The 26,378-nt window shown below is 51.8% G+C and carries 23 protein-coding genes; all 23 read left to right on the forward strand.

Annotated elements, in window-relative coordinates; genetic code table 11:
• The first annotated feature begins 81 nt into the window (after positions 1 to 81).
• The 23 genes from PKO01S_RS12545 (at position 82) to pduL (ending at position 26,162) form a co-directional block, all read left to right on the forward strand.
• Positions 82 to 1,761 carry a ribonuclease J gene (locus tag PKO01S_RS12545; protein WP_127531693.1) on the forward strand — a complete coding sequence of 560 codons (1,680 nt, stop codon included), beginning with the start codon at positions 82 to 84 and terminating at the stop codon, positions 1,759 to 1,761.
• Between the two features lie 150 nt (positions 1,762 to 1,911).
• Positions 1,912 to 2,673, forward strand: a complete 762-nt coding sequence (locus PKO01S_RS12550; RefSeq protein WP_281278850.1) for a ClpP family protease — start codon at positions 1,912 to 1,914, stop codon at positions 2,671 to 2,673.
• A complete protein-coding gene (locus PKO01S_RS12555; RefSeq protein ID WP_127531694.1) occupies positions 2,670 to 2,894 on the forward strand; it encodes a YlzJ-like family protein in 225 nt (74 codons plus the stop codon). Before PKO01S_RS12550 ends, PKO01S_RS12555 begins: the two co-directional genes overlap by 4 nt.
• A gap of 81 nt (positions 2,895 to 2,975) precedes the next feature.
• Positions 2,976 to 5,849 carry an FtsK/SpoIIIE family DNA translocase gene (locus PKO01S_RS12560; protein WP_127531695.1) on the forward strand — a complete coding sequence of 958 codons (2,874 nt, stop codon included), beginning with the start codon at positions 2,976 to 2,978 and terminating at the stop codon, positions 5,847 to 5,849.
• Positions 5,850 to 6,144: 295 nt separating this feature from the next.
• Positions 6,145 to 6,924, forward strand: coding sequence for a spore cortex-lytic enzyme (gene sleB / locus PKO01S_RS12565; RefSeq protein WP_127531696.1), 780 nt, complete (start codon positions 6,145 to 6,147; stop codon positions 6,922 to 6,924).
• Positions 6,925 to 7,080: 156 nt separating this feature from the next.
• Positions 7,081 to 8,361 (forward strand): EF-P 5-aminopentanol modification-associated protein YfmF, encoded by a 1,281-nt coding sequence (yfmF, locus tag PKO01S_RS12570; RefSeq protein WP_127531697.1) that lies wholly within the window; start codon positions 7,081 to 7,083, stop codon positions 8,359 to 8,361.
• Between the two features lie 9 nt (positions 8,362 to 8,370).
• A complete protein-coding gene (gene yfmH, locus PKO01S_RS12575; protein ID WP_127531753.1) occupies positions 8,371 to 9,666 on the forward strand; it encodes an EF-P 5-aminopentanol modification-associated protein YfmH in 1,296 nt (431 codons plus the stop codon).
• Positions 9,667 to 9,683: 17 nt separating this feature from the next.
• Positions 9,684 to 10,412, forward strand: coding sequence for an elongation factor P 5-aminopentanone reductase (ymfI, locus tag PKO01S_RS12580; protein ID WP_127531754.1), 729 nt, complete (start codon positions 9,684 to 9,686; stop codon positions 10,410 to 10,412).
• A 138-nt stretch (positions 10,413 to 10,550) separates the two neighbouring features.
• Positions 10,551 to 10,799, forward strand: a complete 249-nt coding sequence (locus PKO01S_RS12585) for a DUF3243 domain-containing protein (protein ID WP_127531698.1) — start codon at positions 10,551 to 10,553, stop codon at positions 10,797 to 10,799.
• Positions 10,800 to 10,991: 192 nt separating this feature from the next.
• The gene (locus tag PKO01S_RS12590; RefSeq protein WP_127531755.1) at positions 10,992 to 11,756 is read left to right on the forward strand and encodes a DUF3388 domain-containing protein; all 765 of its coding nucleotides are present in this window, start codon (positions 10,992 to 10,994) and stop codon (positions 11,754 to 11,756) included.
• Between the two features lie 68 nt (positions 11,757 to 11,824).
• Complete coding sequence (locus PKO01S_RS12595) at positions 11,825 to 12,859, forward strand: helix-turn-helix domain-containing protein (RefSeq protein WP_127531699.1); 1,035 nt, start codon at positions 11,825 to 11,827, stop codon at positions 12,857 to 12,859.
• Between the two features lie 147 nt (positions 12,860 to 13,006).
• Positions 13,007 to 13,498, forward strand: coding sequence for a YajQ family cyclic di-GMP-binding protein (locus tag PKO01S_RS12600; protein WP_127531700.1), 492 nt, complete (start codon positions 13,007 to 13,009; stop codon positions 13,496 to 13,498).
• Positions 13,499 to 13,696: 198 nt separating this feature from the next.
• On the forward strand, positions 13,697 to 14,272 hold the full coding sequence (gene pgsA / locus PKO01S_RS12605) for a CDP-diacylglycerol--glycerol-3-phosphate 3-phosphatidyltransferase (RefSeq protein WP_127531701.1): 576 nt from the start codon (positions 13,697 to 13,699) through the stop codon (positions 14,270 to 14,272).
• Between the two features lie 79 nt (positions 14,273 to 14,351).
• A complete protein-coding gene (locus PKO01S_RS12610; RefSeq protein ID WP_127531702.1) occupies positions 14,352 to 15,620 on the forward strand; it encodes a competence/damage-inducible protein A in 1,269 nt (422 codons plus the stop codon).
• Between the two features lie 185 nt (positions 15,621 to 15,805).
• The gene (gene recA / locus PKO01S_RS12615; protein ID WP_127531703.1) at positions 15,806 to 16,867 is read left to right on the forward strand and encodes a recombinase RecA; all 1,062 of its coding nucleotides are present in this window, start codon (positions 15,806 to 15,808) and stop codon (positions 16,865 to 16,867) included.
• A gap of 89 nt (positions 16,868 to 16,956) precedes the next feature.
• Positions 16,957 to 17,634 (forward strand): RecX family transcriptional regulator, encoded by a 678-nt coding sequence (locus PKO01S_RS12620; RefSeq protein WP_127531704.1) that lies wholly within the window; start codon positions 16,957 to 16,959, stop codon positions 17,632 to 17,634.
• Between the two features lie 181 nt (positions 17,635 to 17,815).
• Positions 17,816 to 19,357 carry a ribonuclease Y gene (gene rny / locus PKO01S_RS12625; protein ID WP_127531705.1) on the forward strand — a complete coding sequence of 514 codons (1,542 nt, stop codon included), beginning with the start codon at positions 17,816 to 17,818 and terminating at the stop codon, positions 19,355 to 19,357.
• 1,065 nt (positions 19,358 to 20,422) lie between these two features.
• Positions 20,423 to 21,217 (forward strand): TIGR00282 family metallophosphoesterase, encoded by a 795-nt coding sequence (locus PKO01S_RS12630; RefSeq protein ID WP_127531706.1) that lies wholly within the window; start codon positions 20,423 to 20,425, stop codon positions 21,215 to 21,217.
• Positions 21,218 to 21,350: 133 nt separating this feature from the next.
• On the forward strand, positions 21,351 to 21,611 hold the full coding sequence (locus PKO01S_RS12635; protein ID WP_006211249.1) for a stage V sporulation protein S: 261 nt from the start codon (positions 21,351 to 21,353) through the stop codon (positions 21,609 to 21,611).
• A 121-nt stretch (positions 21,612 to 21,732) separates the two neighbouring features.
• Positions 21,733 to 22,695, forward strand: coding sequence for a dipeptidase (locus PKO01S_RS12640; RefSeq protein WP_127531707.1), 963 nt, complete (start codon positions 21,733 to 21,735; stop codon positions 22,693 to 22,695).
• 192 nt (positions 22,696 to 22,887) lie between these two features.
• A complete protein-coding gene (locus tag PKO01S_RS12645; protein WP_127531708.1) occupies positions 22,888 to 24,621 on the forward strand; it encodes a 2-oxoacid:acceptor oxidoreductase subunit alpha in 1,734 nt (577 codons plus the stop codon).
• On the forward strand, positions 24,622 to 25,488 hold the full coding sequence (locus PKO01S_RS12650; RefSeq protein WP_127531709.1) for a 2-oxoacid:ferredoxin oxidoreductase subunit beta: 867 nt from the start codon (positions 24,622 to 24,624) through the stop codon (positions 25,486 to 25,488).
• Positions 25,489 to 25,589: 101 nt separating this feature from the next.
• Positions 25,590 to 26,162, forward strand: a complete 573-nt coding sequence (gene pduL / locus PKO01S_RS12655) for a phosphate propanoyltransferase (protein WP_127531710.1) — start codon at positions 25,590 to 25,592, stop codon at positions 26,160 to 26,162.
• Positions 26,163 to 26,378: the final 216 nt, after the last annotated feature.

A 26,378-nucleotide genomic window follows, 5' to 3' on the forward strand; every position in this document is an offset into this window, starting at 1 on the left:
GCGGCGTTCCACCATTTTCTAACAATATTTGCTTACGAAGCTGATTACGCTTACGCAAAGCTTTAGGAGGTATAGATTCATTTGTCGAAGAAGAATAATCAAGATAAATTGCTCATCTTTGCGCTAGGTGGCGTAGGTGAGATCGGCAAGAACATGTATGCCATTCAATATGGCAATGATATCGTTATCGTTGACGCAGGTTTGAAGTTCCCGGAAGAGGACATGCTCGGCATTGACATCGTCATTCCGGACATCTCTTATTTGCTCGAGAATCGTGACAAAGTTCGCGGTATCCTCGTTACGCACGGCCATGAAGACCATATCGGCGGCTTGCCGTTCGTATTGAAAAATTTGAACGTCCCTGTTTTCGGTACGAAGCTGACACTCGGCTTGATCGAAGGCAAACTGAAGGAAGCCGGATTGCTCGGCGAGACGAAACGTATTCTGATCAATGCTGATTCGGAAGTACCACTTGGATCGATCACAGCAACGTTCTTCAAGACGAATCACAGTATTCCGGATTCGCTCGGCGTCTGCTTGGATACGCCAGAAGGACGCGTCGTACATACAGGTGACTTCAAATTCGACCATACACCGGTCAATAACGAATTCGCCGATCTTCAACGTATTGCCGAGATTGGACGTCAAGGCGTTCTTGCCCTGTTGTCTGACAGTACGAATGCTGAACGTCCGGGTTATACGCCGTCGGAGAGCGTCGTTGGCGCGAACTTGGAGGAAATCTTCAAGAAAGCGACGCAACGCGTCGTTATTGCAACTTTCGCATCGAACGTACACCGCGTACAACAAGTTATTAATGCTGCAGCTGCAACACGCCGCAAGATTGCAGTCGTTGGCCGCTCGATGGTTAATGTCGTATCGATAGCAGGCGAGCTTGGATACTTGAACATTCCGGAAGGTATGATTATCGAGCCGGAAGAAGTGAACAAGATGGCTGCGGATCGCGTCGTCATTTTGTGCACGGGCAGCCAAGGCGAGCCGATGTCGGCTCTGACGCGTATGGCGCGTTCGACTCACCGCAAGATCGACATCTTGCCAGGCGATACAGTCATTATTGCCGCAACGCCGATTCCGGGCAATGAACGCCACGTTGGCCGCACGGTAGATGAACTGTTCCGACTCGGTGCGAACGTAATTTACGGTCCAGGCTCTGTGTCTGGCGTACACGTATCGGGTCACGGCAGCCAGGAAGAATTGAAGCTGATGCTTAACTTGATCAAGCCGAAGTTCTTCATCCCGATCCACGGCGAATACCGGATGCTCCGTCTGCACGCACAGTTGGGCGAAGCAGTCGGCATCGAGCGGGAGAACATCTTTATTATCGATAACGGCGATACGATTGAATTCCAGAACGGATCCGCCCGCAAAGGTTCTAAAGTACAAGCTGGCAACGTCCTGATTGACGGTCTCGGCGTAGGCGACGTTGGTAATATCGTACTTCGCGACCGTAAATTGCTGTCGCAAGACGGCATTCTCGTTGTCGTCGTAACGCTGAGCAAGCAAGACGGAACCATTTTGTCCGGTCCAGACATTATTTCCAGAGGTTTCGTGTACGTACGTGAATCCGAAGGATTGTTGGATGAGGCGAATCGGATCGTAACGTCGACGCTGCATAAGCTGATGAACGATAATGTGAACGAATGGGCTTCGTTGAAGACGAATGTGAAGGATGCGCTCGGCCGCTTCTTGTACGAGCAGACTCGCCGTCGTCCAATGATTTTGCCGATTATTATGGAAGTATAACGATTAACGACAATATGGATTCGGTTACGTGCTGGCAACAGCACTTAGCCGAATCCTTTTTTGTGCTGCTGCGGAAAGCTAAGTATAATCGACGCCTCATTTACCATACTATGATGAGTCCCATTTGCTGTATGTAAAGGAGTTAACGCAATGTATGATGAGCTAGGCTATATGAAGTCCGAGCAGCCGGAGACGGCGCCCGCCCCGGACGATAAGAAGAGGACGGCTTCAGTCGTCGAGACGATTACTCAACTAGGCCAGACGTCCACGCCGGCAACGAACGATTCGAATATATACTGTATGACGATTATCGGACAAGTCGAAGGTCACCTCGTTCTTCCTCCGCAGAACAAGACGACGAAGTATGAGCATCTGATCCCGCAGCTTGTTGCCGCAGAGCAGAATCCGAAGATCGAAGGCATTCTGATCGTGCTCAATACGGTCGGCGGCGATGTGGAGGCTGGTCTTGCAATCGCCGAGATGATTTCGTCGTTGACGAAGCCGACGGTTACGCTAGTGCTTGGCGGCGGACATTCGATCGGTGTTCCGATCGCCGTGTCGGCCAATCGGTCTTTTATTGCCGAGACTGCAACCATGACAATCCATCCGATCCGTTTGAACGGGCTTGTCATTGGCGTGCCGCAGACGTTTGAATATTTGGATAAAATGCAGGAGCGGGTCGTCCGGTTCGTCACTTCACATTCGAACGTGTCAGAACTGCAGTTTAAAGAACTGATGTTTAAGACAGGGGAGCTGACCCGCGATATCGGCACGACCGTCATCGGTTCCGATGCCGTGAAATATGGCTTGATTGATGGAGTCGGCGGCATCGGACAAGCACTGGCTGCTTTAAATGCGCTTATGGATCAAAGACGCGCAAGCGTAATGCCAGCGGGAGCTCTGCCGTCATGACACTCTATACGAACATGCCGCTAGAGCTTGTACTCGAAGGGATGAACGAAGACAGGGAGCCGTATGTGGAAATGGAATTGGAAGGCGCGCTGCTTCAGCTCGTCCCGCTTGCGCCAGGCATCGGCAGAGTCGTACGACTGGTGCATGCGCCGCTTCAGCAATATTTGAACCCGCGATTCCAGCCTGGCTCACTGATCACCTACAGCCCGCCTTCTCCTTAGGAGAGACGGGCTTTTTATGCTGTTTGTTCAATAGGAACAATTGTCCACCTATGGTATAATGCTATATTAGAGGTGAGCAGGATGGCGAAACGTAAACGTAAACGCAGCAAATCGATCGGTGAAAGCTTAAAGTATGAGATATACGGCATTTTGCTCATTACTTTATCTGTCATTGCATTGTCTGGAGAAGCGGCGGTCGGAAGATCGCTGTCAAAGCTGTTCGGCCTCATGCTCGGCAAATTTTTCTTCGTTATAGCGCTTGTCGGCATCTATGTCGGACTTGTTGTCATGGTGAAGAGAGCATGGCCTAAGGGATGGTCGAATCGTAAAACAGGACTGCTTGTGCTCGTCCTGGCCTTAACATTGTCGAGCTCGATTGCAGAGATCGGACGTAAATTCGATCCGGTTGAAAGCGCGATCGATGTGAAATCGAGTGATATTCTTCATCAATTAGGCAGCGATCTGCAAGGCCAATTGTTGTCGCCTGATTCGCCGAACAGTCCCGTTATGTCCCGCGATATTGCCGGCGGTTATGTGGGAGCTGTTCAATATACGATTTTATATGCGTTATTCGGCAATTATGGTTCCAAGTTTATAATGATCGTCATGTACTTAATTTCACTTATGCTTATTACGGGCCGTTCTTATGTCGATATTCTTGGGGCGTTTCGTAAAAGTATCGGCCGTCTGATTACGCTCCTGCGGGCGAAATATGCCGGGCGCCGCCCGCGCACTGTTGCCGTATCATCCCGATCTAACGGCACGACAGCGCCAAGTCCGTCCCTTGCCCGAAGAGCGATCGATGATTTCGATGAGGATGAGGATGATCACGATGAGGAGACAGCGGCGTCAAACCGCCGTACCTTGTTGTTCCCATGGATGAGAGAGCAATCGCCAGAGCCGGCAGGTCAGCCTTCGGGAGACCGGGAATGGACGATGGAGCATGATGAAGAAGAAGAAGAGGAGCCTCGTCCGCCGCGCTCGAGAACACCGGTCGTACGGCTGAAGCCAAATCGGCGGGCTGAGGAAGAGGATGCTGAAGAGGTCGCAAGTCCTAAACCAGAGAACGAATCACTATTAAGCCGTATGCTTCGCCGGGCCGGCAAGCCGGGTGCTGGGAATGCGGCTGCAAGCACGCAGAACGGCGGAGAAGATGAACGTACACCGCATCGTCCAAGGGAGAATGATGAGGAAGTGTACGGCGGCGTCGATGAAGAAGAGCGTCCGCCATGGATGCAGGACAATGGAGAATTTAATGAAGATGCGGATGAAGACGAGCAGTCGACTGACGTTCGAAATGAAAGAGGGCGTATAACACCTTCTTCGTTGTCTCCGGCGTTCGAGGATGGAGATGACGGGGCTAGACCGTATGACCGGGAGTTTGATGCCGATGCAGATTCGGAGCGGGAGACACTCGAGGATCAAGATGACGCTGATCTTCATCATCATGCGAATGGCGACTCCGATAACGGAGAGAATGTCTCAGCGCTGTCCGAACTAGCAACAGAATCCGTTCCTGTGACTCCGAAGCCGAAGCCGTACAAGCTGCCGCCGCTGTCGTTGCTCGCGAAGCCTGCAGGCGGAACGAAGGGGGCTGACGGATCGGACCGGATCGAATCGCAGCGTAAGCTGGAGGCGACGCTTGAAAGTTTCGGCGTTCGGGCGAAAGTGCTCGATGTCGTGCAAGGCCCGGCCGTAACACGTTACGAGGTACAACCGGCTACAGGCGTCAAGGTTAGCCGAATTGTCGGCCTTCAAGACGATATCGCTCTTGCGCTAGCAGCCAAAGATATTCGGATGGAAGCGCCGATTCCTGGCAAGTCGGCAATCGGTATCGAGGTTCCGAACTCGGAAGTATCGGTCGTCACGATGCGGGAAGTGATGGAGTCGTCCGCTTTCCAGAACTCGAGCTCCAAGCTGTCGATCGCATTCGGCCGCGATATTTCGGGTCAGTCGATCGTCGGCAATTTGGCGAAGATGCCCCACTTGCTCGTAGCTGGTGCGACAGGCTCAGGTAAGTCGGTCTGTATCAACGGCATCATTACAAGCATTCTGTATAAGGCGAAGCCGGATGAAGTCAAATTTATGATGATCGACCCTAAGATGGTCGAGCTTAATATGTATAACGGCATCCCGCATTTGCTCGCGCCGGTTGTGACAGATCCTCGTCGGGCGTCGCTGGCGCTGAAGAAGATCGTCGTTGAGATGGAGAAGAGGTACGAATTGTTCTCCAAATCAGGCACGCGCAACATTGAAGGTTACAATACGCTCATGGAAGCGAACCCGGCGGCTGTGCTGCCGTATATCGTCGTCATTGTCGACGAGCTTGCGGACCTGATGATGGTGGCGGCGAACGATGTTGAGGATTCGATTACTCGGCTAGCACAGATGGCGCGCGCTGCAGGGATCCATCTTATTATTGCAACGCAACGTCCGTCGGTTGACGTTATTACCGGCGTCATCAAAGCGAATATCCCTTCGCGTATTGCGTTCGGCGTTTCGTCACAGGTCGATTCCAGGACCATTCTTGATATGGTCGGAGCGGAGAAGCTGCTTGGCCGGGGCGATATGCTGTTTCTGCCCGTCGGGATGTCTAAGCCTATCCGGGTGCAGGGCGCATTTTTATCCGATCCTGAAGTGGAGGCAATCGTTTCTTTCGCCCGCTCGCAAGGAGAGGCCGAATACAAACCGGAGCTTGTTCCGGAGATCGAAGAATCAAGCGGCGATAATGAAGAAATGCTGGACGAGCTGTTCGATCAAGCGGTCCAAATTGTTGTCGAAGCGAAGCAGGCATCCGTCTCGCTGCTGCAGCGCCGCATGCGGGTAGGCTATACGCGCGCTGCGCGTCTCATTGACCAGATGGAGGCACGCGGCGTAGTAGGCCCCTATGAGGGAAGCAAGCCGCGTGAGGTGCTTTGGTCGCAGGATTACCCAGGCGGCCGCGTAGGCGGTTAAGCGAAGCGGCAATACGATGAAATGCATAACAAGTTGATACTGTAATACTAAGGAACTGTTCCTTTCGAAAATGGTCGGTGTCGTACTTCCATTTTCAGAGGGCAGTTTCTTTTATTGCAGGTTAAGAATTCGAGTTTATACGGAACGAAGCAAGCCAGTGATTGTGCGTCTTCAACCTGATTAGGCCACGAAAGAGATTTTCTCACGTGAATAGAATAAACTGCCGTTTCTCATACTACCGACAGGATACGCTTGTTAAGCGAACCAACTTGCATGAGAAAGGCAGATCCGACCTATGAGAAATCGCTTGATTTGGATGACGGTAGTTATCGTACTGCTGCTGTTCGGCACCTACACACTGCGGTTCTCGGACCACGGCAAAACCGAAGAAACGTTCAGCAGCGCGACGATCAAGCTCGGCTCCTCCGGCAAGGATGTGTTAGAGCTGCAAGGAAGATTAAAATATCTAGGCTTCTACAGCGGATCGATCGACGGCCAATTCGGATCGACGACGCTCAATTCTGTGAAGTGGTTTCAATGGAAGTTCGGAATGAAGGCAGATGGAGTCGTTGGAGCGAAATCAAAGCTCAAGCTGTGGGAAGCGACGAAGAATTGGGCTCCATCCGGTAATACGGCTCCTGCCCAATCGTCCGGCAGCGGCGAGAAGGCGACTTCTGCAGGCAATGCCAGCGTTATCGGGAAGTCCAATAAGCTCGGGCTGTCAGCGAACGATATTAAAATTATGGCGAATGCCGTATACGGCGAATCTCGAGGCGAGCCTTATGAAGGACAGGTGGCGGTAGCTGCTGTCATTCTGAATCGGTTGAAATCGCCGAGCTTTCCGAATTCGATATCGGGCGTTATTTTTCAGCCAGGTGCTTTCACGGCAGTTGCTGACGGACAAATTTATTTGACGCCGAACGAGAGAGCTAAGCAGGCTGTGCAGGATGCCATTAACGGTTGGGATCCGAGCGGCGGATGCATTTATTATTTCAACCCGGCGACAGCTACTTCCAAATGGATATGGTCAAGACCGCAGGTGAAGACGATCGGCAAACATATTTTTTGCATGTAACAGCAAGAAGCGTGAGCAGAAGCAGCCCGCCGTTCAAGGTGCAGGTTGCTTCTGCCATTTCCAATCCGGTAGAATGGTATTGAATATGACGGCTTGGAATAGATTGACTATTGGACGCAATTGAACATAGCTGTTGATAGGGAAGGGGCTGGAAGAATGAGTTCCACCACATTCGAACGGGGGCAGGTTAACCGAATCCGGTTGCATGTACTGCCGACCAAACGGTTCAAAACATTCGCGATTTCGTTGTACGCCGGCATACCGCTCGAGGAAAGCCATGTTACAGCAACGGCGCTGCTGCCCTTCGTGTTGCGCAGAGGAACGAGCCAGACACCGGAGACGATTGCGCTGCGGGAGCGGTTAGACGATCTGTATGGAGCTGGATTTGGATTCGATGTATTCAAACGCGGTAACAATCAATTTATCCAGTTCCGAATGGATGTCATTAATGACGCGTTCGTGAAAACAGATGAATCTTTGCTCGCATCATCGCTTCGTTATATGGGTGAAGTAGTGACGGAGCCTGCGCTTGAGAACGGCCATTTCGTCACCAAATATGTGCAGGCTGAGAGCGATACGCTTCGCAAACGGCTGGAATCGATTATTAACGATAAAATCCGTTATGCGGCGGAGAGATGCGTCGAAGAAATGTGTGAGGGCGATCCTTACCGTCTGCATGCGCTCGGCAACCGGTCCGATCTGCCGGGCATTACGGCAGAGTCGTTATATGAGCGGTACCATCAATGGATGAACGAGGCGGTATTCGACCTGTATGTTGCAGGCGATACGACTTATGAAGAAGTCCGTGCGCTTGTCGAAGAGTCGTTCAAGCTGCCGGCGGGCGATACGGGGGCTTATAAAGCGGCGTCTGTGCGTGCGGAAGCGGGCGAACTGAAGACGGTCGTCGAGAAGATGGAAGTGAAGCAGGGCAAGCTCAATCTTGGTCTGCGTACCGGCATTGCTTATGCTGACGCCGATTATCCGGCACTGCTCGTCTATAACGGCGTGTTGGGTGCATATCCGCATTCGAAGCTGTTCATTAATGTCAGGGAGAAAGCGAGCCTTGCCTATTACGCATCCTCCCGGCTAGATGGACACAAAGGGTTAATGACGATCCAATCGGGCATCGAAATTGACAAGTATGAGAAAGCGGTTGAGATTATCCGCAAGCAGCTTCAAGATATCGCAGCCGGCAAAATTAGCGAGCTCGAGTTGGATCAGACGAAGGCGATGCTGCTGAATCACGTGCGTGAAATGCAGGATTCGGCGTACGAGATGATTGGTTACGACTTTAACGCCATATTCTCCGGCAGCACTCGGACAGGCGAAGCGCTTATCGAGCAGGTCTCGGCCGTTACAGCGGACGATATCGTCCGCGTGGCGAAAGGCATTCAGCTCGATACGATTTACTTTTTACGGGACAGGAAGGAGGCGTAAGCGATGGCGATCGAAACATTGTCTTATCCCGGCGTTCAGGAAACGTTGTACCGCGAAGTAATGCCGAACGGCCTTGAAGTGTTCGTCCTTCCGAAGGAAGGGTTCCAGAAGACGTATGCGACCTTCTCGACCAAGTATGGATCCGTCGACAACCGGTTCGGAGTGGAAGGCAATCCGCTCATTAGCGTACCGGACGGCATTGCCCATTTCTTGGAGCACAAAATGTTCGAGGAGCCGACGGGCGATATCTTCGCCACATTCTCGAAGCAGGGCGCGTCAGCAAACGCCTATACGAGCTTTGACCGGACGGTCTATCTGTTCTCAGCTACCGAGCAAATTCCGGCTAATCTCGAGACGTTGATCGATTTCGTTCAGCATCCGTATTTCACGGATGAGAATGTGGACAAAGAGAAGGGCATTATCGAGCAAGAAATTCAAATGTATGCAGATAATCCGGATTGGCGGGTATACTTCGGCTTGTTCGATGCCATGTACCATTCCCATCCGATTCATATCGACATCGCCGGAACGGTCGAGTCGATCTATAAGATCGACAAGGAAACGCTGTACCGGTGCTATGAGACATTCTATCATCCAACGAATATGATCTTGTTCGTGGTGGGCGGCGTCGATGCGAAAGAAGTATTCGAGCTCGTTCGCAATAACCAGGCTCGTAAGTCGTTCCCGCAGCAAGGACGGATTGTCCGTTCGTTCGATCAGGAGCCTTCTACAGTCAAAGAAGCGAGAAGAGTGCTTAACCTGCAGGTCTCGCTGCCGAAATGTATGTTCGGCCTGAAAGAGACGAGGGTTGGCTTTACAGGCGAGGCTTTGCAGAAGCGCGAAGCGGTTACGCGCATTATGCTTGATATCGTTTTTGGCGCAAGCTCGAAGCTTTACCAATCGCTGTATGACGAAGGCTTGATCTCGGATTCGTTCTCGCATGAGTATAACGCTTCGCCTGAATATGCGTTCTCCGTTATCGGCGGAGAGACGAAGGACCCGGATGCGCTGCTTGGCAAAGTCCGTGAAGCGGTTGATAAGCTGCTCGTGTCCGGCATCTCGGAAGAAGCGTTCGAACGTTCGCGCCGTAAGAAGATCGGCGGATATTTGCGCATGCTCAATTCCCCCGAAGCAATAGCAGGAGAATTTACCCGCTACCGGTTCCGCGGCGGAGACTTGTTCTCTCAGCTGCATCAGTATGAGCAAGTAACACTTAGCGAAGTCAATGAACGGCTTCGTGAGCATTTTGACTGGAACCAGCTTGCTGTATCCATCGTCGAATCGAAGGAGCGGCAGTCTAGTTGAGCAAGCCGCTTCATGAGATGACGGTGCTCATCACCGGGGGAAGCCGCGGCATCGGCGCTGCCATCGCGCAGCGCTTCGCCGCGGAGAGGATGAACATCGTGATCCATTATTTGCAATCCCATGAATCTGCTAACGAGACGGCGCGCCGCTGCATGAGGCTGGGCGCGAACGTGATGACTGTATCCGCAGATCTGCGGTCGAAGGAGCAGCTCGCCCGTATGAAGGACAAGCTGGCGGACCGCGGGATGATTCCGGATATTTTGGTCAATAACGCGGGAATCGCCCATTATGGCATGCTCTCCGACGTAACGGAGCAGGAATGGGACGACGTTATGTCCGTCAATTTGAAAGGAATGTTTCTGACGACCCAGTTGTTCATGGGACCGATGATTCGCCAGCGGTTCGGAAGAATTATTAACGTCTCGTCCGTATGGGGCATGTCCGGCGCATCATGCGAGGTGCTGTATTCCACGACTAAAGGCGGCATGAATGCATTCACTAAAGCGCTCGCTAAGGAGCTTGCACCTTCAGGCGTAACCGTGAATGCCGTCGCACCAGGTGCTGTCGATACAGTCATGCTGGATAAATTGGACGACGGCGAGAAGCAGGCGCTGGAGCAAGAAATTCCGCTCGGACGGTTCGCACAGCCCGATGAGATCGCATCGCTCGTCTACTTTTTGTCTTTGCCGGAATCGGCCTACATAACCGGGCAAGTCATTAGCCCGAACGGCGGTTGGATGACCTGATTTATGCGGCGACTGCAGCCGTTGGTTCAAAACTTTACGAATCGTTTAATCGTCGTATAGAAGGGCGGGCACCTACGCACAATACAATTGTTGTTCATGAACACTTAATGATTCAACAATTGAAGGAGGCGCTCTAACATGTCAACCGTCCTTTCTAACTTCGATTCGTGGAAACAGTTTCTATCCGCACGTATGGAGCAAGGGAAGAAAATGGGGCTTTCGGAGGATACGATTGCAAATCTCGCTTACGAGATCGGCTCATTCTTGGATGAGCGCGTTGATCCGAAGAACGAAGAGCAGCGAGTATTGAAAGAAATGTGGGATGCGGGCGATGAGGATGAACGCAAAACGCTTGCCCGTATTATGTGTAAGCTTGTAGACAAGTAAAACGGTTAGCCAGAGAGGCTCCCTTCGTGGGGGCTTTTCTGCGAATCGACATTTGGTTCCGCTTTCGGACGGGAAACGCTTGCACTTCCCGGTTTATTCTTTTCAATATTGCGATAGTACACTTGCAGGAAAGTAGCGAAAATTGTAGAATAACAATTTGTAGTACGAACGGCACATGGGGACGGTGGAATGATGGAGAAGCGGCAATGGTACATGGAGTACAAGATACATAAGAATCGTCCCGGTTTGCTTGGCAATATCGCTTCGCTGCTGGGGATGATGAGCGTTAACATTTTGACGATCAACGGCGTAGAAGACCGGACGCGCGGCATGCTGCTCGAGACCGATGACGACGGCAAGATCGATCTGCTCGGTCAAATGCTGGCGAAGATGGACTATATAACGGTTAATAAGCTGCGTCCGCCGACACTGCTCGACATTCTTGCGGTGAGGCACGGCCGGTTCATCGAACGGGATTCCGATGATAAGAAAACGTTCCGGTTTACACGCGACGAACTAGGCTTGCTCGTCGATTTCCTCGGCGAAATATTCAAACGTGACGGCAACCAAGTAATCGGGCTGCGCGGGATGCCCCGAGTAGGCAAGACGGAATCGATTATTGCCGGAAGCGTATGCTCGAATAAGCGCTGGACGTTCGTATCGTCGACACTTCTTAGACAGACGGTGAGAAGCCAGTTGTCCGAAGAAGAGATGAACCCGAACAGCATCTTTATTATTGATGGCATTGTAAGCACGATGCGCTCCAACGAGAAGCATTACGCTCTGATTCAAGAGTTGATGGCGATGCCGTCGACGAAGATCATCGAGCATCCGGACATTTTTATTAAAGAATCACATTTTGATTACAGCACTTTTGATACAATTATAGAGCTGCGTAATACGCCGGATGAGGAAATATCCTATGAGGCCATTACAAATGGCTTTCATGAGTTTTAATATCAGCTAATCAGGGATAAGATTGGCTCTGGCAGATGAAGAAGAGATGAACATCAGGAGGTGAAGGTATGTCTGATTTGGGTGATTTGCTTAAAAAGGCAAGGGAACAGCGCGGGCTTTCGCTCGAGGATGTACAAGAAGCAACCAAGATTCGTAAACGATATTTGGAAGCGATCGAAACGGGGGATCATAAGGTATTGCCCGGCAGCTTCTACGTTCGGGCTTTTGTGAAGACGTATGCCGAAGCGGTCGGTCTCGATGCCGACGACGTGCTGCGTCTGTATAAACATGAGATGCCTGCTGCTGCGCCTGAGTCTGTAGTAGAACCGATCGTCAGGCAGCCGCGCAAGGCGTCGCAAACATCTTCGGATCGCTGGAGCAAATTCGGCTTTACGGGCATAATGCTCTCCTTCGTTATCGTCATTGCGGTAGTCGTATGGATATATGCGATAAAAGCCAACGATGGCGATAACGCTTCGAAGGTGGACGATCAAACGAAAATTACCGATTCGACTGAACTGCCGAAAGAAACGGAACAACCGCCTGCCGATCAGAACACGAACACCGGTACACCGGATAACAACTCGACGACTGGCGGCCAGACGGTCGAGACGCCACCACCACCACCACCACCGCCGCCGCCGACGACGGTTACACTGTCGCACAAGTCCGGACGCGTGGATCATTTCGACGTTGGTCCTGCTGGTACGCATACGCTTCAAATTGCGATCAAAGGCGGCACGAACTGGCTGGAGGTTCGCGAGGACAGTAATAAAGGCAATAAGCTCTTCTATAAAAATGCACCAAACGGCACGACACAGACTTATCCGCTCGACAAGTCGCTGTATGTTAACGTAGGCCGGGCTGATCTGGTTGAAATTTCGATTGACGGCGTTGCGGTGGAAGACGGCAACCGTACGAGTTCGAAGAAGATGCAGTTCAATCCGGTTGCAGCGGATGCCGGCACGACGAACAATGCGGGCGGTACTGCTGCGGGCAATACCGGCAATGCTGGCAATGCTGGTACGGATGCTAACGCGAATACAGGTACGTCAAACGAGGGCACAGCTGCGAATACTGGCGAGGGCCAAGCAACCGAATAATGGCTGCATAGCCAGAAAGGCGTACGCCCGAGAAGGAGCGTACGCCTTTTCTTTGTCGTATGTTTCAGTTATAATACGGCACAAGAAACAATATGAGGTTGAAAGAAATGGCGGACCGATGCAAAAGCTAAGAGGAGCGATGTTGACATGAGTAACGAGAATGCATTCGATATTGTATCGAAAGTAGACATGCAGGAGTTGAATAATGCGATCCAGCAGGCGGAGAAAGAGCTTGCGACCCGATTCGATTTCAGAGGCAGCAAGAGCAGCATTACGATCGATAAGGAAGAACTCCTCGTAGCATCCGATGACGATTTCAAGCTGCAGGGACTGCTCGATATATTGCTCGCGAAGATGGTAAAGCGCGGCGTTCCGATCAAAAATCTTGATTACGGCAAAATTGAACCGGCATCCGGATCGACTGTTCGTCAGCGGATCAAGCTGCGGACTGGCATCGATCAAGATGTAGCCAAAAAGATTAACATTCTCATCCGCGATTCCAAGCTGAAAGTGAAAAGCCAAATTCAAGGCGACCAAATTCGTGTAACCGGCAAAAGCAAAGACGATCTTCAAGCAGTTATGTCGTTGCTGCGCGGAACGGAACTGCCTGTCGAGCTTCAATTTACTAACTTCCGTTAACAAAATAGCGGACTTGCGCTTTGTGGCGGTAAGGGTTCGATTTTGACACGCCATAGGGCATGTATTATACTTTATTAGATAGCTTTTCGCAGTCAGATCTGGGGGATAGCACGTTATGACAGAACGAGTATTAACGTTTCAGACGGATAGCAGCAGTCGATTTACCGGCATACTTAGCCAGTTCGGGAGGGCTTTGTCATGAACTTAGCGAACCGAATTACGCTGGCCCGCATCTTTTTAGTGCCGATCATTATGTTTTTCTTGCTGGTGAAGATGGATATCAAACCGATCCACTTCGAAGATTTCTCCATTACATACAATCAAATTGTGGCTGCTCTTATATTTATTGTCGCCGCTAGTACCGACGGATTGGACGGTTATATTGCCCGCAAGAATAAGATCGTTACCAATCTCGGGAAACTGCTTGATCCGCTCGCTGATAAGGTGCTCGTAGCTGCTGTCCTTATTTCGCTCGTTGAGATGGACAAGCTGGATGCGTGGATTGCGGTCGTCATCATTTGTCGCGAATTTGCTGTGACAGGGTTGCGCCAAATCGCTCTGCTCGAGCACAAAGTCATTGCGGCCAGCAAGTGGGGCAAGTGGAAGACAGCAGTTCAGATTACGATGATTATCGCTTTGCTGATTAACAATTTCCCGTTTACGTTCATAGACGTGCGGTTTGATCTGATTGCAAGCTGGGCTGCAGCGGTTATTACCGTGTACTCCGGCATCGATTATTTTATGAAGAACAAGAACCTAATACCGATTGCTTAAAGACGCGGACATCTTCCTGTTGGAAGATGTCCTTCCTTTACTATTCAACCTTTGCAAGTGATGCGAAAGGGGAACTGACATGAAAGCCGAATTGATCGCAGTCGGCACTGAGCTGCTGCTAGGCCAGATTGTAAATACGAATGCACAGTACCTTTCCCGCCGGCTGGCGGATCTCGGGATCGACGTCTATTATCAGAGCGTGGTCGGAGACAATCCTCATCGTATTCGCTCTGCGATCGAAACGGCGCGAAGCCGCGCCGATCTGCTCGTGTTTACAGGCGGTCTTGGTCCTACGCAGGATGATCTGACCAAAGACGTGCTGGCGGAATATTTAGGGCTTGCGCTGACTTACGACGAGCCGTCCATGGCAAAAATTGTATCGTTCTTCGAGTCGCGCGGCGTCCACATGGTCGACAGCAATAAAAGGCAAGCGTCAACGATTACCGGCGCAGCCGCTTTGTTCAACGATGCCGGACTTGCCGTAGGCAATGCGATTGAAGCTGACGGGACGCGGTATATTTTACTTCCGGGTCCTCCGCGCGAGATGAAGCCGATGTTCGAAGGGCCTGCGCTTTCTTGGCTGCTCAGTGAGCTTGGCGAATCGATGCCTCTTTATTCAAGATTGTTAAAGTTCGCAGGTATTGGTGAATCGACTTTAGAAGATAAGTTGCTTGATTTAATCGACGGTCAGACCGATCCAACGATCGCGCCGTACGCCAAGGAAGGAGAAGTCGCGATCCGTGTGGCGACGAAGGCCACGACCGCTCTTGAGGCGCAATCCAAGTTGGATATTGCTGTCGAGGCGATCCGTCATCGCGTCGGCGAGTATATGTTTGCGCAGGAAGATATACCGCTCGAAGAAGGGGTCGTGCGTCTTCTCCGTGCAACCGGACGCACGGTCTCATCTGCGGAGAGCTGCAGCGGCGGCTTGTTCGCCGAGCTGATTACGAATATTCCGGGAAGCAGCGGGGAGTACGCGGGCGGGGTCGTGACGTATACGAACGCAATGAAGCATCAGTTGCTCGGTATTCCGATGGCTCAGCTTGAAGGGCCAGGAGCGCCAGGTGCGATCAGCGAATCGACTGCAGCGCTGATGGCGGAGCGGGTTCGGGAAATTGCGGATGCCGATTACGGTGTTTCGATTACGGGAGTAGCCGGGCCGGCCGAATCGGAGGGCAAGCCGGTCGGACTCGTATATTATGCCATTGCGGAGCGGGGCAAACAGGCGGAAGTGCACACGATGCATCTGAGCGGTTCGAGAGAGATTATACGGGTACGCGCGGTGAAGTCGGTCCTGTACCGGCTATGGCAATCTCTGCGCGGGATTGAACAATCGGGACAGGCATGATATAGTAGAACTAGTTGACGGAAGAACCGCGGCGAATGACCATTTGCTGCGGTTCTTTTTGTTTTAAGGATGACCGTAAGCCGGGCATAGGATAAAAAAAGCGAATGTATGTTCGAAAAAATGCTTGGCAACCGATTCGAAATACGCTATTATAAAACTATAAAGAGTAAAGGGATGTGAGTTAGTTGTCAGATCGTCGCGCAGCGTTGGAAATGGCACTCCGTCAGATTGAGAAGCAGTTCGGTAAGGGCTCCATCATGAAACTAGGCGAATCGACGCATATGCAAGTCGAAGTCGTATCGAGCGGCGCACTTGCTTTAGATATTGCCCTCGGCATCGGGGGGTTCCCTCGTGGTCGTATTATTGAAGTGTATGGACCGGAATCGTCCGGTAAGACGACAGTTGCGCTTCACGCAATCGCAGAAGTTCAGAAGGCCGGCGGACAAGCCGCTTTCATCGATGCGGAGCATGCTCTTGATCCGCTCTATGCAAGCAAGCTGGGCGTCAACATCGACGAATTGCTCTTGTCGCAGCCGGATACGGGCGAGCAAGCGCTCGAAATCGCAGAAGCACTCGTTCGCAGCGGCGCGGTAGACGTTATCGTTATTGACTCCGTTGCAGCACTCGTGCCGAAGGCGGAGATCGAAGGCGAGATGGGCGACTCCCACGTTGGTCTGCAAGCGCGCCTCATGTCGCAGGCGCTTCGTAAGCTGTCCGGTGCGATCAGCAAGTCGAAGACGATTGCAATCTTTATCAACCAGCTTCGCGAGAAGGTCGGCGTTATGTTCGGTAACCCTGAGACGACGCCAGGCGGACGCGCGCTTAAGTTCTATTCCAGCGTACGTCTTGATGTTCGCCGCATTGAGTCCATCAAGCAAGGTAATGATGTGGTTGGTAACCGTACTCGTGTGAAAGTCATTAAGAACAAAGTAGCGCCTCCGTTTAAGCAAGCGGAGATGGATATTATGTACGGCGAAGGCATTTCGCGCGAAGGCAGCTTGATCGACATCGGCACCGAGCTGGATATCGTTCAGAAGAGCGGCGCATGGTTCTCGTACAACGGTGACCGTCTCGGCCAAGGCCGCGAGAATGCGAAGCAATACCTCAAAGACCATCCGGAAACTGCGGCTACAATCGACTCGCAAATTCGTCAAGCGACGAAGCTTACGGAATCGGTGCTTAAGGCAGCTGCTGAAGCGGCTGAGCGTGAAGAAGAGGAAGAACCAACTCTCGACGAATTGGTGTAATATCGCTTTCACGCGCTATACGCTTATGATATTGATACGGAGACGGCACCTTGCGAAAGGTGCCTTTCCTCATTTGTAAGGAGGCAGCGGTGATATACACGATTACGTCCGTCGAATCGGACAGTAAAAACCGAAGAAGGTACCACATCTATGTGAATGGCGGGGTAGAGCCGGCTTTGTCCGTCCATGAAGATTTGCTCATCCGCTACCGCTTATTCAAAGGTGTAGAGTTATCTCCTGAAGCGCTCGCGGAAATTATTAGGGATGATAACCGTTACCGAGCATACGCTCTTGCGGTATATTATTTAGGTTTGAGTCCTCGTACGGGCAAAGAAATCCAACGTTATTTGTCCCGCAAGGAGCTGGAAGAGGAGTCTATCGCCTACGCCGTCGACCGGCTGAAGCAAGAACGGCTTATCGATGATGCGGATTATGCAGAGAGGTTCGCAAAGAGCCGGTTAAGAGCGGGCGGGAAAGGCCGGTTGTTAATCAAGCAAGAGCTGAAGCAGCGCGGAGTGGACAGAGGTACGGCAGATGCAGCTGCCGCAGATTTGGATCAAGAAACCGAGCAGGCTGCTGCTGACCGGATCGCAGAGAAGCGTTGGCGCTCCATGTCAGGAGAATCGTTCGACAAATACCGCAAAATTGCGCAATTTTTGCTGCGGCGAGGATTTCCTGGCGAAGTTGCGAAGAGGGCTGTAAAGCGCGCTATGACTGAGGCTTCGGCCGAGCTCGATGACGAACAATCGGTTTGGCTTGACAATTGATTTTGTCAAAAGATAAAATGATTTTGTATTCTTTCTTTTTGAATCGATTTTCCTTCCAAAAATTGATTCGAAACAGATTATTTTCACCTGAGTTTAGTCGATTATTCGGTATGGAACCGGCTAAGAAAACAAAATATCATCCCAAGCGTTGAACTTGGTATGCAACGGGGAGGTGAACAAGATGCCCACGGCTGTATGGATCTTGATCGTTCTCGTTGTTGGTGCGATTTTCTTTGGGATTGGTTATTTCATTCGCAAATCGATCGCCGAAGCCAAAATTCAAAGCGCTGAGCAAGCCGCTACTGTCATTGTTGACAATGCTAAGAAAGAGGCGGAAGCGCTTAAGAAAGAAACTGTGCTTGAGGCGAAAGATGAAGTCCACAAGCTTCGTTCCGAAGCAGAGCGCGACATTCGTGAGCGGCGTAGTGAAACGTCGCGTCAGGAACGTCGTCTTCAGCAGAAGGAAGAGGCGTTGGATAAAAAGTTAGAAGCGCTTGAGCGCAAAGAAGAGCAAGTAGCCAACAAGGAGAAACGAATCGAGGAAACACAATCGCAGATCGATGTTCTCTACAAGCAGCAAGTGACCGAGCTCGAACGAATTTCGAACCTGACGATGGAGGATGCACGCAGTATCATCTTGTCCAACGTCGAGCAGGAAGTGCGTCATGAGACAGCACAAATGATTAAAGAAATCGAGCAGCAAGCGAAGGAAGAAGCGGATAAAAAAGCGCGCGACATCATTTCGCTGGCGATTCAACGGTGTGCGGCGGATCACGTGGCGGAAACGACCGTCTCGGTTGTTGCACTGCCGAACGAGGAAATGAAAGGCCGTATTATCGGACGAGAAGGCCGCAACATTCGCGCTTTGGAAACATTGACCGGTATCGATCTCATTATCGACGATACGCCGGAAGCGGTCATTTTATCGGGCTTCGACCCGATCCGCAGAGAAATCGCTCGGACTTCCTTGGAGAAGCTTGTAGCGGACGGACGTATTCATCCGGCACGTATCGAAGAGATGGTCGATAAATCCCGTAAAGAAGTGGACGAGCGTATCCGCGAATACGGGGAACAGGCTACATTCGAGGTTGGTGTGCACGGGCTGCATCCGGATTTGATCAAAATTTTGGGTCGTTTGAAATATCGTACAAGCTATGGTCAGAACGTGCTCAAGCATTCGATGGAGGTCGCTTACTTGACGGGTCTGATGGCAGCGGAGCTCGGCGAAGATGTAACGCTCGCCAAGCGTGCCGGCTTGCTTCATGACATCGGCAAAGCACTCGACCACGAGGTTGAAGGCTCGCACGTCGAGATCGGCGTTGAACTTGCGAAGAAGTACAAAGAGCATCCTGTCGTCATTAACAGTATTGCCTCCCATCACGGTGATTGCGAAGCGACTTCGGTCATCGCAATGCTCGTCGGAGCGGCTGACGCTTTGTCGGCAGCACGTCCGGGAGCGCGCCGCGAGACGCTGGAGACGTACATTAAACGTCTGGAGAAGCTCGAGGATATTTCCGAATCGTTCGAAGGCGTCGAGAAATCGTACGCCATCCAAGCTGGCCGCGAAGTACGCGTCATGGTTCAGCCAGAGAAGATCGACGATACGGAAGCGTTCCGCTTAGCACGCGATATAACGAAGAAGATCGAGAGCGAGCTCGACTACCCGGGCCATATTAAGGTTACGGTTATCAGAGAAACGCGCGCGGTCGAATACGCCAAATAATTGAATCGGTGCAAACGACGAAAGTGGCTGCTAACCAGCCACTTTCGTCGTTTGTACGGACAATGACTCGTACATACTAGGTTCAGAAGTCAGTCACGCGGTATTGGTAATGGTGAATGCGTTGATTACTATGCTTCATTGTATTCTGTACAACGAAATCGCTGTTGGCCGATACATATGCGCACGTTCATTGTATTACAATCTATGGAACTCCAAAGTCAGCCATAGTACGCTTTTGATCATATCGGCGTTAGATCTCGGTGTACGTAATACAACGAAGTACGCTAATTAGATCAAATGACTCATTTTCGTTGTACAAAGTACAACGAAGGAACAGGAGTTCAAGCCCAAAGCAAGCTTTACCCGAGAGTGTAAGGTAAAAAAAGCATGTACCATACGTAAGCTATACCGTAAGGTCCAATCGGTAGTAATGCGTAAGGGGCAAGCGGTAAGTAGCATGTAAGGGAGAAGCATCAGGTAGAGCATAAGGGCAAGTGGCTGGTAGTGTGTAAGGGCAAGCTGATGGTAGCACGTAAGTACAAGCAGTACGTTGAGCGTTACAGCAAGCATCTGGTAGCGCGTAAGGTCGTCAGGCGGGAATAGCCCGTATAGGCAAGCGCAGGTAGCGTGTAAGCGCAAAGCGGCAGGTAGCACATAGGGTCAGGCGGCAATAGCCCATAAGGGCAAGCAGCAGGTAGCGTGTAAAGGCTCCAGATGTGTCTCTACGGCGTGCGGAATAGTCTTCCCGGGGTTTGGGTACGGAGTCCCTGAAGTCCTCTTAGGGGAGGATTAAGGCGGGGAAACTAACATGCACCGAAGCGGGGGCATTGCCCAATAGGGCAATGTGATGAGTAGGGCGCATGAGTTGGAAGGTGCGTCTAGGTGACAAAGCAAGGCAGTTAAACCGGGTTCCATAGGACGGAGTCCATGGGGTCCTTCCTTAAAGGGAAGATTAGATGAGCAGAAAGATAGTAATATAGCTGAATTTGGGGCGCAGCCCCATTTATCATACAGAAATCGGGGTTTCAAGGGGCAGAGCCCCTGACATCCATGGAGGGTATACAAGTGAAGATCTTATTTATCGGAGATATCGTCGGAAGCGTGGGCAGAGCGGCGGTCAAAAAAGTGCTGCCGGCGCTGAAGACTAAATATAATCCGCACATCATTATTGCGAATGCGGAGAACTCGGCAGCGGGCCGGGGAATTACTGCGGCCATTGCGAAGGAACTGTTCGACGCAGGCGTGCACGGCATTACGATGGGCAACCATACATGGGATAACCGCGATCTGTTCGAATGGATCGACGATGAGCCGCGTCTCGTTCGGCCAGCCAATTTTCCGCCGGGAGCTCCGGGACAAGGTGCAGCGCTTATTAAAGCGAACGGAAAGTCGCTTGCGATCATCAATCTTCAAGGCCGCACGTTCTTGCCGCCGATCGATTGCCCGTTCCGTATGGCAGACGAGTTGATTGATGAGATGCGCTCCAAGACGAATCATATTCTCGTCGATTTCCATGCGGAGGCCACTTCGGAGAAGATTGCAATGGGATGGCATCTCGACGGCAGAGCGTCGCTGGTCGTCGGTACACATACGCATGTGCAGACGAACGACGACCGGATATTGCCTGAAGGTACAGCGTACTTAACCGACGTCGGCATGGTTGGACCGCGAGACGGCGTACTCGGCATGGAACGCACGGCTGTGCTTCGCAAGTTTCTGACGCAGCTGCCAACGCGCTTCGTCGTCGATGAAGGCGATTGGCATTTTCACGCGGTGCTCGTTGAAACGGACGAGGCGACTGGCAGAGCGACATCGATCTTGAAAATCCGTCAGACGGAAGAAACGCTGATGTTCTTTTAGTCACTCGTCCTAAATGTCTAACAATTCGGAATACTTCGTAAAGTACAAGCGATAAAAGAAGGAATCTTTCTGCCTCCCTCGAATAGTTATAACTAGTGGAATCCATCCATCATTCCCGAGGAGGTACTTTTTCATGGAAGTATTAAAAGTTTCAGCAAAGTCCAATCCAAACTCTGTTGCTGGCGCGCTGGCGGGTGTTTTGAGAGAACGTGGCGGCGCCGAACTTCAGGCTATCGGGGCTGGTGCGTTGAACCAGGCGATCAAGGCGGTGGCGATTGCAAGAGGTTTCGTCGCGCCGAGCGGGGTAGATCTCATCTGTATTCCCGCTTTCACAGACATTGTAATTGATGGAGAAGACCGGACGGCAATTAAGCTGATCGTTGAACCGAGATAACGGACATGCGATAGAAGGATCAGCTCGGATTGGAAATGAGATGGATGAACCTGTTTACATTCGCTGTAAGCAGGTTTTTTGCATGCGGCATAACGAGCAAACAGAAGGAGGAGAAGCAACCATGACGGCCCGGATCAATGCGCAGTTTCCTGTCGTCGATTTTCATTGCGACGCGCTCTGGAAGCTGCTCGAACATGAACAACTGGAGTTTGATGCGGGTGAGGACGGGCTGCTTGACGTAACGGCCGATCGTCTTATCGGGTCGGGAACGGTGTTGCAAACGTTCGCGGTCTTTGTGCCTGAGCGTCTCTCAGGCAAAGAGTCGATTTGGCGGAGCGTCGATTTATTTTACCGAAAAATAATAAAGAACCCGCATATATCACTCATTCGAACGCCGTCGGATTTAAAGGCTGCCATCTCCGGCGGCCGAATTGGCGCTCTGCTGTCGTTGGAGGGCGTTGACAGCCTGCAGGGAGATTGGACGATGCTTCGGCTGCTGTTTCACCTCGGCTTGCGTGCGCTCGGCCTGACTTGGAACCATGCGAACTGGGCGGCAGACGGCGTTATGGAGTCCCGGCAAGGCGGGTTAACATCCAAAGGGCGAAAGCTAGTAGAGGAGTGCGAGCGGCTTGGCATTATTCTGGACGTCTCCCATCTGTCGGAGAAGGGGTTCTGGGAACTGGCGGATATGGCGGAACGTTCGTTTATTGCCTCTCACAGCAACGCAAGGTCACTGTGCTCTCATCCGCGCAATTTGACCGACGATCAGATTCGAGCGCTCATTGCGGTCGACGGACGCATTGGCGTCACTTATGTACCTTTCTTCGTAAAAGAGGGCGGATCTGCCGTCATCGACGACGTCGTGCGCCACATCGATCATATCGCGTCGCTTGGAGGAGCACGGCATCTGATGCTCGGTTCTGATTTTGATGGAATCGATCAATATATAGACTCGCTCCGGAATCCGGGCGACGTGTCCAAGCTCATTGACGCCATGCTCCGCGCGTTCCAAGAGGACATGGTTCGAGACGTATTGTCCCGCAATGCGATCCGCTTCTTGGAGGATCGGTTGCCTAACGGATAGGCGGTATGATCCCGTGAAAAGATGTCGAATCCATATGAAGACGATCGAAAAGACAGATAAATTAAATGGTGTGTATAACTTGCATTTTCATGCCGCCTCTCATAAAATTTAAATGATATTGATTATTAATGAACCAATTATATAGAACTCATTGAATGCAGTAGCGTTCTTAACAAAGAGGAGATGGACGTTTTGATCAGTCAATTGTCTTGGAAGATCGGGGGACAACAAGGGGAGGGCGTAGAGAGTACGGACCGTATATTCTCGACAGCGCTTAACCGCCTTGGCTATTACCTGTACGGTTACCGCCATTTCTCTTCGCGAATTAAAGGTGGACATACAAATAACAAAATTAGAATCAGCACGCAGCCGATTCGTGCGATTTCCGATGATCTCGATATACTTGTCGCATTCGACCAAGAAAGCATCGATCTGAACGCGCATGAGCTTCGCAGCGGCGGTGTTATCGTAGCCGACGCGAAGTTTAATCCTGTCGTCCCTGAGGGCGTGGATGCGCGTCTGTTCGCCGTTCCGATTACGGCAATCGCCGAAGAGCTTGGCACGTCGCTCATGAAGAACATGGTGGCATCCGGCGCGTCATGGGCGCTGCTCGGCCTGCCGCTCGAAGTGTTCAACAAAGCGGTGGGGGAAGAGTTCGGACGCAAAGGCCAAGCGGTCGTGGAGAAGAACATCGAGGCGGTAAAACGCGGTGCCGAGTTCGTGCTCGAGCAAGCGGGCGGACCGATCGATGAGTTTAAGCTTGAGGAAGCAGACGGCAAGCAGAAACTGTTCATTATCGGCAATGAAGCGATCGGACTCGGTACGATTGCGGCAGGCTGCCGCTTGATGTCGGCGTATCCGATTACGCCAGCTTCGGAAATTATGGAATACTTGATCAAGAAACTGCCGAAGTTCGGCGGTACGGTGGTTCAGACGGAAGACGAGATCGCGGCAGTCACGATGGCGATTGGCGCGAACTACGCCGGCGTTCGTACGATGACGGCATCGGCAGGTCCGGGTCTGTCTCTTATGATGGAAGCGATCGGTCTTGCCGGTATGACGGAGCAACCGCTCGTTATTGTGGATACGCAGCGCGGCGGTCCTTCGACGGGATTACCGACGAAGCAGGAACAATCCGATTTGAATGCTATGGTGTACGGAACGCACGGTGAAATTCCGAAGGTTGTCCTCGCGCCGGCTTCGATTGAAGATTGCTTCTACGATATGATCGAAGCGTTCAACGTATCCGAGCAGTATCAAGTGCCGGTTATCGTCATGACGGACCTGCAGCTGTCGCTAGGCAAGCAGTCGTGCGAAGTATTCGATTACGATAAGATCCAAATAAACCGGGGCAAGCTCGTATCGGACGTTCCGGCGCTCGAAGACAACGCGCTGTTCAAACGTTACGAACTGACCGAGGACGGTATCTCGCCTCGCGTGCTGCCAGGCGAGAAGGGCGGTATCCACCATGTGACGGGCGTTGAGCATGACGAAGTCGGACGTCCGTCGGAGAGCTCGATTAACCGGAAGAAAATGATGGATAAGCGGCTGAACAAATTGAACGGGCTTCAGATCCGCGATGCGATTCGTGTCGATGCGCCGCATGACAATCCGGAATTGCTGATTATCGGGATGGGCTCGACGGGCGGCACTATCGACGAAGCACGCCGCAGGCTGGATGCCGACGGCATTACGTCGAATCATGTGACGATTCGCCAGATCGCACCGTTCCCGGCGGAAGAGCTGTCGGTCTACCTGAACGGGGCGAAACGAGTCGTCGTACTTGAGAATAACGCAACGGCGCAGCTTGCTTCACAAATCAAGATGCATGCCGGTTACGCAGACAAAATTCATAACGTATTAAAATATGACGGCAATCCGTTCCTGCCGTCCGAAGTGTATACAGCATGCAAGGAGTTGAACTAGATGGCTACATTCAAAGACTTTCGCAACAACGTGAAGCCGAACTGGTGCCCAGGCTGCGGCGATTTCTCGATCCAAGCTGCCATCCAGCGCGCTGCGGCTAGTGTTGGCCTCGAGCCCGAGAACCTTGCGGTCATTTCGGGCATCGGCTGCTCGGGACGGATTTCGGGTTACATTAACGCTTATGGCTTGCACGGCATCCATGGCCGCGCATTGCCGATCGCACAAGGCGTGAAGCTAGCGAACCGCGAGCTTACCGTTATCGCCTCCGGCGGAGACGGCGATGGCTTCGCCATCGGGATGGGCCATACGGTCCATGCGATCCGCCGCAACTTGGACATTACGTACATCGTCATGGACAACCAAATTTATGGCCTGACGAAGGGGCAGACGTCTCCGCGAAGCGCCGAAGGCTTCAAGACGAAATCGACGCCGGAAGGTTCGATTGAGACGACGCTGTCTCCGCTCGAAATCGCGCTGTCGGCTGGCGCTACGTTCGTGGCGCAGTCGTTCTCCAGCGACTTGAAACAGCTGACCTCTCTGATTGAGCAGGCTATGGCGCACAAAGGCTTCTCGCTCATCAACGTATTCAGCCCTTGCGTTACGTTCAACAAGGTGAATACGTACGATTGGTTCAAAGAGAATATCGTCAACCTGAACGAATTCCCGGACTACGATCCGTCGAACCGTATTGCAGCGATGACGAAGATTATGGAGACGGGCGGTATGCTGACCGGTCTCATCTATCAGAACAAGGAACGCAAGTCGTACGAGGACATGATCGTTGGCTTCAAAGAAGAGGCGCTTGCACACCAATCGCTCGACATTAGCCGCGAATCGTTCGACAAGCTGGTTGCCGAGTTCAAATAAGGTTAAGTATAATAAGACATACAGCCGTCTATAACGGTTGTATGTCTTTTTGTTACATAAGAAGCCAGTAGTACGAACAGGGTAGAAAGAAGGCGATTAAGATGAGTAAGCAGGTACCAGTCGGCGTTTCAGCAAGACATATCCACCTGTCCCAGGAACATGTCGAGCTGTTGTTCGGACAAGGCTATGAACTGACGGAGATGAAGCCGCTGTCGCAGCCGGGGCAATTCGCAGCGAATGAGACTGTAGCGGTTGTCGGACCTAAGGGCTCTTTCCCGAAGGTTCGCATTCTCGGACCAGCCCGCAAGGCGACGCAGCTGGAAGTATCCCGTACCGACGCGTTCTCGATCGGCGTGAAGGCTCCTCTGCGCGAATCCGGCGATACGAAGGGCTCAGCCGGCATCACGATTCAGGGACCGGCAGGGGAAGTGACGATCGAGGAAGGCGTTATTGTTGCTGCCCGCCATATTCATTTTCATACAAGCGATGCGGAGAAATGGGCCATTGCGGATAAACAGAAGCTTCGTGTTCGCGTCGGCGGCGAACGCGGCGTCGTGTTCGAGAACGTCATCGCGCGCGTATCGCCGGAATTTGTGTTGGACATGCACATCGACACGGATGAAGCGAATGCGGCAGGCGTAGAGAACGGGCAGACGGCCGAGATCATCGAGTAATCCGGCGTACAATAGAACAGATATACATAACAAACAAAGCCCGCTAGCATCTTGCTAGGCGGGCTTGTCGTCCAATCATAGATCCGGGCAACATGTCGACGAATCTATATTAACTTTATGGATATTCTTTTGTCGAAATGGTATAATTTCTTGATGGTGAAACCATATCCAATTCACAGATTCGTAAAGAATGATTGTATAGATGAGGAGAAGTGA

It is taken from the genome of Paenibacillus kobensis NBRC 15729 (genome assembly GCF_004000825.1).
GTDB classification, from domain to species: domain Bacteria; phylum Bacillota; class Bacilli; order Paenibacillales; family Paenibacillaceae; genus Paenibacillus_T; species Paenibacillus_T kobensis.

Bases quoted from the DNA above. Each gene is read 5' to 3' on its own strand.
- PKO01S_RS12550 (WP_281278850.1), top strand. From the start codon at position 1,912: ATGTATGATGAGCTAGGCTATATGAAGTCCGAGCAGCCGGAGACGGCG.
- PKO01S_RS12555 (WP_127531694.1), top strand. From the start codon at position 2,670: ATGACACTCTATACGAACATGCCGCTAGAGCTTGTACTCGAAGGGATG.
- PKO01S_RS12560 (WP_127531695.1), top strand. From the start codon at position 2,976: ATGGCGAAACGTAAACGTAAACGCAGCAAATCGATCGGTGAAAGCTTA.
- sleB (WP_127531696.1), top strand. From the start codon at position 6,145: ATGAGAAATCGCTTGATTTGGATGACGGTAGTTATCGTACTGCTGCTG.
- yfmF (WP_127531697.1), top strand. From the start codon at position 7,081: ATGAGTTCCACCACATTCGAACGGGGGCAGGTTAACCGAATCCGGTTG.
- ymfI (WP_127531754.1), top strand. From the start codon at position 9,684: ATGACGGTGCTCATCACCGGGGGAAGCCGCGGCATCGGCGCTGCCATC.
- PKO01S_RS12585 (WP_127531698.1), top strand. From the start codon at position 10,551: ATGTCAACCGTCCTTTCTAACTTCGATTCGTGGAAACAGTTTCTATCC.
- PKO01S_RS12590 (WP_127531755.1), top strand. From the start codon at position 10,992: ATGGAGAAGCGGCAATGGTACATGGAGTACAAGATACATAAGAATCGT.
- PKO01S_RS12595 (WP_127531699.1), top strand. From the start codon at position 11,825: ATGTCTGATTTGGGTGATTTGCTTAAAAAGGCAAGGGAACAGCGCGGG.
- PKO01S_RS12600 (WP_127531700.1), top strand. From the start codon at position 13,007: ATGAGTAACGAGAATGCATTCGATATTGTATCGAAAGTAGACATGCAG.
- pgsA (WP_127531701.1), top strand. From the start codon at position 13,697: ATGAACTTAGCGAACCGAATTACGCTGGCCCGCATCTTTTTAGTGCCG.
- PKO01S_RS12610 (WP_127531702.1), top strand. From the start codon at position 14,352: ATGAAAGCCGAATTGATCGCAGTCGGCACTGAGCTGCTGCTAGGCCAG.
- rny (WP_127531705.1), top strand. From the start codon at position 17,816: ATGCCCACGGCTGTATGGATCTTGATCGTTCTCGTTGTTGGTGCGATT.
- PKO01S_RS12635 (WP_006211249.1), top strand. From the start codon at position 21,351: ATGGAAGTATTAAAAGTTTCAGCAAAGTCCAATCCAAACTCTGTTGCT.
- PKO01S_RS12640 (WP_127531707.1), top strand. From the start codon at position 21,733: ATGACGGCCCGGATCAATGCGCAGTTTCCTGTCGTCGATTTTCATTGC.
- PKO01S_RS12650 (WP_127531709.1), top strand. From the start codon at position 24,622: ATGGCTACATTCAAAGACTTTCGCAACAACGTGAAGCCGAACTGGTGC.
- pduL (WP_127531710.1), top strand. From the start codon at position 25,590: ATGAGTAAGCAGGTACCAGTCGGCGTTTCAGCAAGACATATCCACCTG.